An 11598-nucleotide genomic window follows, 5' to 3' on the forward strand; every position below is an offset into this window, starting at 1 on the left:
TTAGGATGAGTATTGGCAATTACGGTAAGATGTGTTTATGGATGGCCGTTTCCGCCTGCCGCACCATACACCTGTCCGGTTGCGTAACTGGCATCAGAGTCTGCCAATTGTACATAGATCGAAGCCAGTTCTGCAGGTTGTCCGGGTCGACCTAACGGCGTTACCGAACCAAATTTTTCAATGGCATCCTGTGGTTGCCCACCGCTTACCTGTAACGGTGTCCATACCGGACCTGGAGCAACACCGTTTACTCTTATACCTTTAGAGCCTAACTGCTTAGCCAACGATTTTACGTAAGCCACGTTGGCGGCTTTGGTTTGCGCATAATCAAAAAGGTTTTCAGATGGGTCGTAAGCTTGTACAGAGCTGGTAGCAATAATCGCCGCCCCTTCTGGCAAGTGTGGCAACGCGGCTTTAGTAATCCAGAACGGTGCGTAAATGTTAGTTTTAATGGTGGCGTCAAAGCCCTCTTCGGTAATATCCAAAATGGAATCAACAGCTTGCTGACGACCGGCATTGCTTACCAAAATATCCAGACCGCCCAGCTTTTCTACCGCTTCTTTAACCAGCGTTTGGCAAAACGATGAGTTGGTAATGTCGCCTGGTATGGCGTAGCCTTTTTGCCCGGCAGCCTCAATCAAGGTAATTACCTCATCGGCATCGGCCTGCTCCTCTGGTAGGTAATTGATGGCCACATCGGCACCCTCACGTGCATAAGCGATTGCCACCGCACGGCCAATGCCCGAATCGCCGCCGGTAATCAGTGCCTTACGGCCCTGCAAACGACCTGACCCTTTGTAGCTTTGCTCACCATGATCGGGCAGAGGTTTCATCTTTGATACCAAGCCTGGTGCTTGCTGAGGCTGTCTTTCGAATGGTGGGGCGGGATACTTACCTGCCGGATTTTCCAGTTTTTTTTTCGTTGTCTCTGACATGTTTTTTCTAATAGATGTAATAATAAAAGCAAGTGCATGTACTTGTCAGGCTTCGCCTAATACTAAGCAAATACAATAGTTGGTGCAACATCTAAAGTTTAATATTTGTTCCCAGAAAAGTTTTATTGTTGCCTTTTATTACAGAGAATTTAAGGAGAATTATCGGGTAGGAGGTAGTTATTCTATATTGATTGCTATTGTAACACTCTAGTGTTTGAGGTCTGACTGAGCTTTGCAGTTCTAATTGTTAAAGAGGTGTTTGATTATAGAGTGGTCGCACCCCAATTAAGATATATTTAAATTTTTATAGCGGATTTTCCTGATTTTACACCTTCAGATAACTCATCTTCATGGATCATGTCTGTAATATTCCGGATGTTGTTATCTAACTCTAATGTAGCTGCTTTTAACATGGTTAAGCCTTCCTGGTCTACAATCCATTCATCGGCTTCAAAAACATTCATCAAACCTAAAATTGAGGCCACCGGGCGGCGGATGCTATGCGATTGAATAAAAGCAATTTCTTTGAGTAAGGCGTTATGACTGCGTATTTCAGATTCTTGCTGCACCCGTTCGGTAATGTCTACAGCATGATAAGAAACACCAATCACTTCTCCATCGGTATTGTAAGCCCCGGCAAACGTAAGCGACCACCAATAAGATTCGCCACTAACATAAGTGATAGGTATTTCTACCTGCACTATCTGGCCATCCATAGCTGTATGGCAGTTTTGGACGAAATGTTCCCGCCGGTTAGCCTGCACCCATTCTTCTACAGGCATACCCTGCCTTACCTCATGATGGTAATGCTTACGGGCAAACTCTACCGATGCTTTATTGTAATAAAGCATGCGTAAATCTTTATCTAGAAGTACATGGCAAGCCAGCGTGCTGTCAAAAAACGAGCGAAGTTTAGTTTCGGAGGTTTTAAATTGCTCAATGGTGTTTTGCAGGTGGTCGGCCATGGTGTTAAAGGTAGCGGCCAGTTGTCCTATCTCGTCAGCGCTTTTCATGACAACTCTTTCGTCCAACTTACCGCCGGCAAGCCGTTGCGCCACCGTTATGATAGAGCCCAGGCCTTTTCGGATATTTTTGCTGATGGAAAGGGCGATGATGATACCCGTGATTTCGACCGTTAAAGCAACAGCCATCAAGGTACGTAGAACCATTTGCTCTAACCAGCGCGAGCCTTCGCCTAAAGTAACCGAAAATCCGTCTTCAGCTGGTGCTATCTCGGCACTGATGTTTTTAATTTGCTTTATGTAGTCCTTCGTTTCATTATCGTTGAAGGCTCCGCTTTTAAAAGCCAGGTGCAACTGCCGACTTACAGGAATCAGTTTTTGCAAAGAGGTTTCTGCTTTTCGCCAATAGTTAATAGTTCGGCTTATGTAGGGGTTGTGACCAAAACGAAGCAGCAACTTAATCATGCCGTCAATATCATCCGGGTGGTTATGCCCTTGCAGCAGGCCGGCCTTAGCAGCTTCAATATCCGGCACGGGCTTTTCTAGTGCAATCCGCGCCTGCCTGTCTCCCATAGGTACACTGAGATTTCTTAAGAAACTTTTGTAGTATTCATCATCACCCGAATAAGCATACAATCGCAATTGCATACTGGCATCGCGTTGAGCCTTAGACCATAAAGCCTCTCCATTTACATAAGCCCTTATGGAAGATAGCGTGCTTAAAGCAAACCCGAGTACACAAATCTCTATCAAAATCAACACTGCCATGATGCCTATAGTAAAATACAGCTTCTTGGATATAGATGTATTTTTGAGTAAAGGGATTGGCATTAATATTCTTTGTTTATGTTAATAAAATCCGTTAATGCAAAAAATTTGTTTAACACTTTTAATGTCGCTATAGTACAAATACTTACTGCATTTAATCAATTCGTAATTTGCGCAACAATAAGGGAACAAAAATAAAATTTAAAAAAAATTGATAACGCGCTACTTAAAAAATGCATTCAATTGTGAAAAGGGGTAATACTTGTAAGTGCCGGTATTAAGGAGTGTCGGCTAATTTAGAGCATTTATGTTAGCTTACGAAGAGTAGATTTGTTTATTTGACAACGTGAAGTTTTGGTTGTGTAAGATTTTTATGACGGCAAAAAAAAGCTGAATTTAATTCAGTCTGTATAATCGTAGCATTCTTTTTTATCAACTCAAATGACCTGTAAGTGAAGTGGAAGTTATTGAGTTTATAAAAAAGATCTTATTAATTAAAGTCGTTTCAAAAATTAAGATAGCAGCCTCGCAGCAAGTATTTCTACTACAAATTTGTGCTTTAATTAATAAGATGAATTTTCCGTTGTGTAGTAAACAAATGTAGGCAAAGTAGTGTTTCTTTTTTGCGACGGCGAGGTAACCGTTTACTGGAAAACTTCCTGCACTATAGTTAATGCTGCCTATTTACTTAGAAAATGATTTAATAACGCTGCAGCCCGTTAACGCGGCTGATTTAAGTGCGTCATCAGCGTTGGCAGATGATGTACATGCTTTGCTATCAGATCCGCTTACTGTTAAATACTTACCCGAAAAAAGGCTGACAACTAAAAGTCACGCAGAAGGGTGGTTGTTTGGTTCCTTAATTAATTTGCATTGCGGCCGTACTATTACTCACCTTATTCGTTTAAAGCGCAGCAATAAATTAATAGGTGTATTAGATATCATCCCATCACAAGTAGCAGCCGAACATTACCGTTTAAACCATTACCCTGTGTTTGTTGAATTTTACCTGTCGCCAAAAGCCCAGGGAAGGTTAATGATGTCATCTATATTACCACAGGTTATTGCTGCTTTGCAGGCTAACGGTACCAAAGAGCTGGCCGCGGTTGTGAACCGTAAAAATATAGCTGCATCCAAGGTGCTTATCAAATCGGGTTTTGTACGGATGCAGCAGTTCGATATTGAAAAAGATTTATATGCTCTGTCGGCATAAATGTATTCGGTGTTAACAGCTGTGTAATGAATAGGAAACCAAACATATTAGTATATCAAAAATAAGTATATTTAAACTAGTAATTGAGTAAACGCTCAGCAGCACTAGTTAACTCGTCAATATCAAAGGGTTTGGGCAGGTAGCTGGTGGCTCCTGCAGCTTCTGCAATCTCTCTGCCATCGCGACTGGCCGATATAATAATAATCGGCATATTTCTAATTGAACTTTCGGTCGCTCTCACTCGTTTAACAATCAGGTCTCCGGTTAAAATAGGCATCCAGATATCAATGATAAGTAAGTCGGGCCTTTCTGCCTGCAGGCGGTCAAAGAGTTTAACGCTGTCCGTTTCAGTTGATATTTTTGCACCGGTGAAACCCAGTATCAGTTCAAGCATTTCAACGATGCTAACATCATCGTCGCATACCATAATTTTCTTCCCCTCCATTAATAATCCCCTTCGCTTTTTAACGGCAGGGTAAAGCTAAATGTTGAGCCCTTTCCTTCTTCGGTATCTACCCATAAGTCGCCACCATGGTGCTTAACAATCTGCTCGCAAACATACAGACCTATGCCCATACCCGGAAAATGCTTCTGGATGTTGCTGGCGCGGTAAAAACGCTCAAAAATCTTTTTCTTATCATTCAGGCTTATCCCCAGTCCGTGATCGGTAACTGATACCTTTATAAACGTACTAACTTGCGATAAAAATATCTCTACCGACTCAGCATCCGGAGAATATTTTATAGCATTAGAAATAAGGTTGCTGACCACCTGCCGCAACTGTAATTCGTCGCCGTTATAAGGCTGTTTTATATTACCTGATATAATGATTTTATGGCTTAAAGTAGCTGTTTGGAGATTTTCGGCTACATCTTTAACCATGGCATTTAAATTAAATAATTCACGGTGTATGTCAGCCCGGCCGGCCTGCAACCTTGATACGTCCAGCAACTCTGAAATAAGCTTGTTTAAACGCAGTAATTCGCTACCTGCTTTGGTAACCACACTTTTAAATTGCGGTGTAGATTCGGGGTGCATCATACGCTCCATTACCTGCACGTAGGCTTTTACAGTAGTAAGCGGTGTTTTTAATTCATGGCTTGCTACTGATAAAAAATCATCTTTACGCTGTTCGATAGCTCGCCGCTCAGTAATATCTTCAATAGCCAGTAAAATACGGTCTTTGTATTGGCCTTCCAACTCTACCCTAAAAGCGTTAACCAGCATCAGCTTTTTACCAATATGCGGAAAATTATGCTCTACCTCAAAATCCAGAACAGGGTTATTGGTAGGTAAAATGTCTTCCAGCATTTCTTTTAAACGCGGGATATTCCATTGCCCGTTACCCAACTTGTACAATTCCTGATCGATGGTTTCAACCCGGCTCACTTTAAATGTGCGTAAAAAATGCTCATTTACCGTTTGCACTTTAAGGTCCGGTTCTATAACAATTAAGCTTTCGCGCACGGTTTGCACAATACTATCTAAGTATTCTTGAGACAACTTTAGCTCTTTGGTGCGTTCGTTTACCTTGCGCTCAATCATGTCGCGCTCGTGGCGCAATTCTTCTTCCGCTTTTTTACGGCGGCTTACATTATGCTGTACACCAATGAAGTGGGTAACTTCACCACTTGCATTTTTTATAGGTGACACAAAAAGCTCGTTCCAAAACAACTCACCCGACTTCGTATAATTGCGGATCTCAATGTTTACGTGTTCACCTTTAGCAATAGCTTCCTTAAGTTGAAAACGTTCTGGTTGTTCGCGGTCGTCGCCCTGCAAAAAGCGGCAGTTATGGCCAATTATTTCTTCAAAACGGTATCCGGTAATGTCCTGAAAAGACTTATTACAGTAGATGATAGGGTTATCTGGGAGGGCATTGTCAGTAACAATAATACCTGATACACTCGAGTCTAGCGCCGCTTTCAGTAGAACAAGCGTGTTATTACTGGTACCACCGTCGGGCAGTCCGTTAAAGTTATTGGGTATGTTCATAAGTAGCTGAAAAAACACCGTACACACTGATGGTACAAAAGCATACCAACAAGCGCTTGGAAATGACAAATTATACTTTATTTGTTTTCCGATGACAGTTTTATTTTCAAATTCTATGTTGAATTGATGACTAAACCGATTATGTGATTCTGAGTGTATTTATTGCTTGAACCCACTCATTATGGCCGCAACGGTCACATTTGGCTGGGCCGTTTAGATGTTGAATTTTTCCGCAATAGGTGCAGGCATAGTTGCTTTTTTTTGTTACCAGATCAGATTTTTCCTTATACGGTTTCGGCAAAACCGGCAAGCCAGGTTTTACTTGGTCATCTTCATAATAAAAAAAGCTTACCTGACCGTTAGTTTCGAGTAGTGCAGTTTTTACCTGCCCTAAATGTTCAATACTTTGAGCCCTCATTTCGGCAAAAAACTCATCCTTGGCAAAAGTATTGTCACTTTCTTCGTTCAGGGTAAATTCGCCATCCTCAATTATATACATAGGTTCGCCTTCCAGTAAACTTTCAATTTTTTCGTTTCTGGCAGCAAAGTAAGTTATGGCCCTATAAACAATTAATATTACTACAAACACTAATAGAGATGGAAGGATGGCGGTGTCTTTGTTAAACATAGGATCGCCAGCGGCCGAACCTAGGGCAATGATTATAGCTACCTCAAACAAACTAAGTTGCCTGACCCCTTTTTTACCCGACAGGCGCAAAAAAACGAGTACAAATATGAACATGATGAGTGTTCGGAGAACAATTTCGATGAAATAACCCCAATCGAGATCGTTCATCAGTATAGTATGCCAGTCAAAATTCATGGAGTGTGTTTGTCGCGGAAAAGACTGTTATATAACCCGCTGAGCATCATTAGGTTTGCATCCTATGCACATTGAATTACGATCCTTGGCAATAGTTTAAAAATTTTCATAGTTGTTCAAAACATTGATAGACACTTGTGGTTGATAAGCAATGCACCGCCAATTCGCTAAATCACAGAAGGTTATGCTCAGCTTTCAAGAGACTTCTACCTTTTATTATTTTGAATTAACAAAGGGTAAAGCTATCATTTTTAAATACTTGAGAAAATTATATATAAATAGTCTTGTTTGCATTAAAGCGCCGCATTTCACAGTAAGTTTCATAGTATGCGGGTCCATAGGTGAGCCAGTTTAGTAAATATTTCGCTATTTATAAACGTCTGAGATCTTGAACATAATTGTACCATTTAACATAATTATCTATTAAAAGCGACAGTATTTTGCACATTTATGAAGCCTTATTTTTTTTTAGCCTTATCACTATTTGTTAAGTTAACCACGTTTGCTCAATGCGAACAGCTACGACCCGGACAGCATGCCTTCACGTTACAATGGATTGATTTGGATAAGCACGGTCCTGGCTCGGTAACTATACAGGCGCTCGGCAACAATAAATACAGTATAGAAGGCGAGCAGCGTGATAAAGAGAAAAAAGACTACGTTACTATTAAAGGTACTATCATGGCCGATAAAGAAACACTTTACTTTGACGGTAAGATAGTTTCGAAAGTGGGGTTTGTTAACAACGGCAAGCCTTGCGAAGTAACTGGCCCTGCCGTGTTTAAAGCCATTGGCAAGCGACGCTACTGGCGCTTGCAACGCATGTCTAACTGTGACGGAATATCATCTGACTATATTGATATCTATTTTTAGAAAATACTTGGCTTTTTTATTTTAGAGAAACTATAATTAACAAGGGATAGGATAACGGGCAATGGAACATAAACCATTGAGATTAAACAAGTGAATTAGTTTATAGCCTTTTGTTTACGTTAGTTTGTATCGCTGGGGCGGGGGGGGGTATGAGTAAATAGCCTGTTACTTAAAAGTCTAAAATTGGTGATCATGTATCTTAAAATATTAATGATAATAACTCAAATTACCTGATTGCTTTTGAAATAGCCTTGGCCCAAAACTGACCCAAGGCGGCATCTCCTTTTTGATTGGGATGGAGATAAAACGTTCCGCTGGGGCCGTTTTCTGCTCTAAAATCAGTCGGGTAGTTTTTCTCAAAATAATCATAAGCTTTGTTGTCGCCTTTGTAAATACGTCGAACGCCGGCTTTATGAAGAATTTTTACCAGTTTGTCAACTTCCATCCAGTAAAGGCGTATACGCTGTTGTCCTTCTTGCAGGTATGTTGCCCCCCGGTTATGCGTATTGCTGCTGTACCAAATGGGGTAGTGGTAAACAATTTTGCATTGCGGGTAACGTGTAAGCAAGGTATCGGTTATGGTTTTTAAATTTGAATAGTATGCTTCGGGTGACACCGGCGAACCATTAGGCCCCTTGATGGCACTGTCATTGGTGCCCAGCATAATGGATATTACTAAGTCCGAAGTTTGGTCGAGCGCTAAACTATCACCAAGGCTACGTACTTTATTGAAACCCTTATGCGTATCAGGCAAAAAATCAACTGTAGTGTAGCCACTTACACCGGCATTATAAACGTTGACGCCAGTCCACTTATTTTGCTGACGCAGGTAGTTGCCCGTGTAAATTGGGGGCGACAGGTCTTTGCTTGTAGTGCCATGTGTAATGCTGTCGCCGATGAAAATTATGTTCAGCTTTTTAGCAGGTTGTTTAAACGCCAATATTGTAGCCATTAACGACAATAGAGCTATACAAATGATGAATTTGGTATTCTTGAAAAAATAATACTGCAAGCGGAAAAGATTTGGCTTCATAATAAGTGGGACAAAACCGTGAAGTTAAGGACGGTAAAGTATCACTATTTTAAATGATTATCAACTAAGTAACAAAACGGATGAAGGTGCGCTGTGCTAAACTTATCTGCCGAAAGCTGATTGCTTGTGCCTTTGGCGCAGATTTTGTACCTTTGGCATTACGTTTCTGCACGGCTGTGGCTGGCAGATACCCAATAAGATGGGGTCGACCGGAATTGACAGGATGGAGATAAGTAAGTAAGCACGCAGCGCGTTGGGTGAATTAGCGCTTTAATCTGAACGCTCAAAACTACAAATGGCGAAAATAACTACGCCTTAGCTGCCTAATTTAGAATTAGCATAGCTTTTGTCCCGCCGGTTTTCCGTTTCATCGGATCGGCATCAGGGGCATCGACAGATGAAACTGGCCTGCTTAGGGTGTGATAAGCGGGTGAGATAAAGCACCTACGGAAGATGGTACAGGTGAGCTACTGACCTTCCTCTTCCAGACAATTTAACAGAGCTAAGCATGTAGAAAGCTTACCTTATACCATGTTTGGACGAGGGTTCGAATCCCTCCGGCTCCACTAAGTAGGTATCAAAAACCACTAAAACCCTTCAAACGCTATGTTTGAGGGGTTTTTTGTTTCATTTTGGGTTGATTTGCTCACCGTTGAATGGTCATTTTGGTGACTTTTCTGGTGAGCAGGTCACTTTACACTAAGCTGCTCACCAGAAAGCTAAAAACTAATTGATTATCAACATGTTCAGCGATTGAACATCTTGTTTAAACTATGCTGCGAAGTTATTTTTGTTTAACTTTTAACAGCTTTTTTATGACGAAAAATGTCGCTATTCTCTTTTATCTGAAAAAGAGAGCAAATGCCAAAGAGCAGAAAGTTCCGGTTTACATGAGGATAACTGTGGACGGAAAACGGGTAGAAATTGCAACCGGTGCAAGAATCGAGCCCAAGCTATGGGATCCAACTGAAGGACGAGCGAAAGGAAGAACGTCCGACATTGAAGAAATTAACTCAAATCTCAGCAGACTCGAGATGAAGATTAACGACACGGCTCGTTATCTTAAGGACTACGACGAGGAGATTACGGCTGAGAAAATCAAAAACCGATATCAAGGTAAAGTTGAAAAACCAATGATGTTAGTGGAGGTTTTTCAAGAGCATAACCGAAAAGTGATGGCCTTGGTTAACCGAGAGTTTGCCCCCGCAACTGCAACTCGGTATGAAACTACCTTAAAACATACCATTGACTTTATGCAATGGAAGTACAATAAGAAAGATATCCGGGTTAAACAGATAGATCACCATTTTATTACCGAATTTGAGTTTTACCTCCGGTCTGTAAGGAAGTGCAATAATAACTCGGCGTTTAAGTATATTAAGAACTTCGGAAAGATTGTGCGTATCTGCCTTGCCAACGGGTGGATAACAATCAACCCATTCTTAAATTACAAGATCCGGATCAAAAAAGTTGACCGACCTTTTCTTTCCAAAGAAGAGCTTGACTTGATGGCCTCTAAAAAATTTGTGGGTACCAGGCTGGATCAGGTGAGAGACATTTTTTTGTTCAGTTGCTATACCGGCTTGGCATATGTGGACGTACAAAAGTTAAAACGCTCTGAAATTGTTCGCGGCTTTGATGGAGAGCAATGGATCTTTACAAGCCGTCAAAAAACTGACACCCCGTCGCGCATTCCTTTATTACCTTACGCACTATCCGTCATCGAGAAATATCGGGATCATCCCCAATGCGAAATTGAGGACCGGCTTTTGCCGATACTGAGCAATCAGAAAATGAATGCCTACTTAAAGGAAATAGCGGACCTGTGCGGTATAGACAAAGACCTGACTTTCCATATAGCACGGCACACATTTGCTACCACCGTCACCCTATTAAACGGTGTGCCTATTGAAAGCGTATCTAAAATGCTTGGACATACCAACATTAAAACCACTCAGCACTACGCACGGATTTTAGATCTCAAAGTTGGTGAAGATATGGGAGCACTACGAAAGAAGCTGCAAACCAGCTAGCTCGATAAAACAACACGACATTTGATGTTTCATTTTGTAACATCAAGTTACTTTCAGCTTGGCAGCACAGATAAATATCAAAAATGCTGGAGCTAAAAATTAAAATCATTTTAAAACATTAAAAATGGAAGAACTTAGCACGCGCGATCAGGAGATTGCTGAAAAAATATTTCTTATCAGAGGAATTAAAGTGATGTTGGACAAAGATTTGGCCCAAATGTATGGAACTATGCCAAAACGTTTAAGACAACAGGTTAAACGAAATCTTGATCGTTTTCCACAGCATTTCATGTTTCAACTTTCTGATAAAGAAGTAGACTCTATGGTATCGCAAAATGCGATACCTTCACGCCAGTCATTAGGCGGATCTTTGCCTTACGCTTTTAGTGAACACGGCATTCTAATGCTTGCAAACGTCATTAAGAGTCAGCAGGCAATAGCGATGAGTATTAAAATAATTGAGGTGTTTGTCAAATTCCGAGAAATGCTTATCTCTCAAAAAGATTTGCTGCTTAAATTCGAACAACTCGAAAAATTAGTCGTTCAACACGATGAAGATATTACGGCAATATTTCAGGCCTTGAAACAATTGATACAGCAAAAGAATGAGCCTCGAGAGCCGATAGGCTTTAAATTCAAAAAATAAGGTATCACAAAATTTGATACCCAAGGGGTCACAATTTGTGACCCCTTTACATTTATGACCAAGTTAGCGTTACCTATTCTGAAAGCAATACTTCAACTAATCAAGCACATCCTTCTTATTTTATTTTCCAACTAAATATTTAATCATTTATCGCCGACTACCGAAAGGCTAAACAGGACGGCGACGTGGGAAGCAACAGATGATGACGCTAGTAAATAATTTTAGCTGATCATAACTTTGTTGCAGTTTAGCTTACAACTGTAAAATTCAGATAAACTTAAATCATGTAGGTAGGTCTTATTCTTAGAGCCGGTTTT

The 11598-nt window shown here is 40.9% G+C and carries 10 protein-coding genes and 1 other RNA gene; 5 read left to right on the forward strand and 6 right to left on the reverse strand.

Features of this window, described 5'->3' with window-relative positions; translation table 11 throughout:
- Positions 1–35 precede the first annotated feature (35 nt).
- Positions 36–935, reverse strand: coding sequence for an SDR family oxidoreductase (locus tag AAGR14_RS08800; protein WP_342648217.1), 900 nt, complete (start codon positions 933–935; stop codon positions 36–38).
- Between the two features lie 296 nt (positions 936–1231).
- Entirely contained in the window at positions 1232–2728 is a 1497-nt protein-coding gene (locus tag AAGR14_RS08805; RefSeq protein WP_342648218.1) for a HAMP domain-containing protein, read from the reverse strand.
- A 610-nt stretch (positions 2729–3338) separates the two neighbouring features.
- On the opposite strand from AAGR14_RS08805, the gene AAGR14_RS08810 reads away from it, so the two are divergent.
- A complete protein-coding gene (locus AAGR14_RS08810) occupies positions 3339–3878 on the forward strand; it encodes a GNAT family N-acetyltransferase (RefSeq protein ID WP_342648219.1) in 540 nt (179 codons plus the stop codon).
- A 76-nt stretch (positions 3879–3954) separates the two neighbouring features.
- On the opposite strand, the gene AAGR14_RS08815 is transcribed toward AAGR14_RS08810, so the two are convergent.
- From AAGR14_RS08815 to AAGR14_RS08825, 3 genes are all read right to left on the reverse strand, one after another.
- Positions 3955–4323: a response regulator gene (locus tag AAGR14_RS08815; RefSeq protein WP_342648220.1), complete on the reverse strand. Its 369-nt coding sequence runs from the start codon at positions 4321–4323 to the stop codon at positions 3955–3957.
- Positions 4323–5873 carry an ATP-binding protein gene (locus AAGR14_RS08820; RefSeq protein WP_342648221.1) on the reverse strand — a complete coding sequence of 517 codons (1551 nt, stop codon included), beginning with the start codon at positions 5871–5873 and terminating at the stop codon, positions 4323–4325. Before AAGR14_RS08820 ends, AAGR14_RS08815 begins: the two co-directional genes overlap by 1 nt.
- A gap of 139 nt (positions 5874–6012) precedes the next feature.
- Entirely contained in the window at positions 6013–6696 is a 684-nt protein-coding gene (locus AAGR14_RS08825) for a YetF domain-containing protein (RefSeq protein WP_342648222.1), read from the reverse strand.
- A gap of 450 nt (positions 6697–7146) precedes the next feature.
- Between AAGR14_RS08825 and AAGR14_RS08830 the strand changes: the two genes are divergently transcribed.
- Positions 7147–7569 carry a hypothetical protein gene (locus tag AAGR14_RS08830; protein WP_342648223.1) on the forward strand — a complete coding sequence of 141 codons (423 nt, stop codon included), beginning with the start codon at positions 7147–7149 and terminating at the stop codon, positions 7567–7569.
- Between the two features lie 226 nt (positions 7570–7795).
- On the opposite strand, the gene AAGR14_RS08835 is transcribed toward AAGR14_RS08830, so the two are convergent.
- Positions 7796–8521, reverse strand: a complete 726-nt coding sequence (locus AAGR14_RS08835) for a GDSL-type esterase/lipase family protein (protein WP_342648224.1) — start codon at positions 8519–8521, stop codon at positions 7796–7798.
- A gap of 282 nt (positions 8522–8803) precedes the next feature.
- Here AAGR14_RS08835 and ssrA point away from each other — a divergent pair.
- The 3 genes from ssrA to AAGR14_RS08850 all read left to right on the forward strand — a co-directional run bounded on the left by ssrA (position 8804) and on the right by AAGR14_RS08850 (position 11281).
- Positions 8804–9171: a transfer-messenger RNA gene (gene ssrA / locus AAGR14_RS08840) on the forward strand.
- Between the two features lie 246 nt (positions 9172–9417).
- Positions 9418–10635: a site-specific integrase gene (locus AAGR14_RS08845; protein WP_342648225.1), complete on the forward strand. Its 1218-nt coding sequence runs from the start codon at positions 9418–9420 to the stop codon at positions 10633–10635.
- A gap of 124 nt (positions 10636–10759) precedes the next feature.
- A complete protein-coding gene (locus AAGR14_RS08850; protein ID WP_342648226.1) occupies positions 10760–11281 on the forward strand; it encodes an ORF6N domain-containing protein in 522 nt (173 codons plus the stop codon).
- Positions 11282–11598 lie beyond the last annotated feature (317 nt).

Source organism: Mucilaginibacter sp. CSA2-8R (assembly GCF_038806765.1).
Classification (GTDB): domain Bacteria; phylum Bacteroidota; class Bacteroidia; order Sphingobacteriales; family Sphingobacteriaceae; genus Mucilaginibacter.

What these genes read in the sequence shown, in the direction of transcription:
- AAGR14_RS08800 (WP_342648217.1), bottom strand. Translation starts at nt 935, where the DNA reads ATGTCAGAGACAACGAAAAAAAAACTGGAAAATCCGGCAGGTAAGTAT.
- AAGR14_RS08805 (WP_342648218.1), bottom strand. Translation starts at nt 2,728, where the DNA reads ATGCCAATCCCTTTACTCAAAAATACATCTATATCCAAGAAGCTGTAT.
- AAGR14_RS08810 (WP_342648219.1), top strand. Translation starts at nt 3,339, where the DNA reads ATGCTGCCTATTTACTTAGAAAATGATTTAATAACGCTGCAGCCCGTT.
- AAGR14_RS08815 (WP_342648220.1), bottom strand. Translation starts at nt 4,323, where the DNA reads ATGGAGGGGAAGAAAATTATGGTATGCGACGATGATGTTAGCATCGTT.
- AAGR14_RS08820 (WP_342648221.1), bottom strand. Translation starts at nt 5,873, where the DNA reads ATGAACATACCCAATAACTTTAACGGACTGCCCGACGGTGGTACCAGT.
- AAGR14_RS08825 (WP_342648222.1), bottom strand. Translation starts at nt 6,696, where the DNA reads ATGAATTTTGACTGGCATACTATACTGATGAACGATCTCGATTGGGGT.
- AAGR14_RS08830 (WP_342648223.1), top strand. Translation starts at nt 7,147, where the DNA reads ATGAAGCCTTATTTTTTTTTAGCCTTATCACTATTTGTTAAGTTAACC.
- AAGR14_RS08835 (WP_342648224.1), bottom strand. Translation starts at nt 8,521, where the DNA reads ATGGCTACAATATTGGCGTTTAAACAACCTGCTAAAAAGCTGAACATA.
- AAGR14_RS08845 (WP_342648225.1), top strand. Translation starts at nt 9,418, where the DNA reads ATGACGAAAAATGTCGCTATTCTCTTTTATCTGAAAAAGAGAGCAAAT.
- AAGR14_RS08850 (WP_342648226.1), top strand. Translation starts at nt 10,760, where the DNA reads ATGGAAGAACTTAGCACGCGCGATCAGGAGATTGCTGAAAAAATATTT.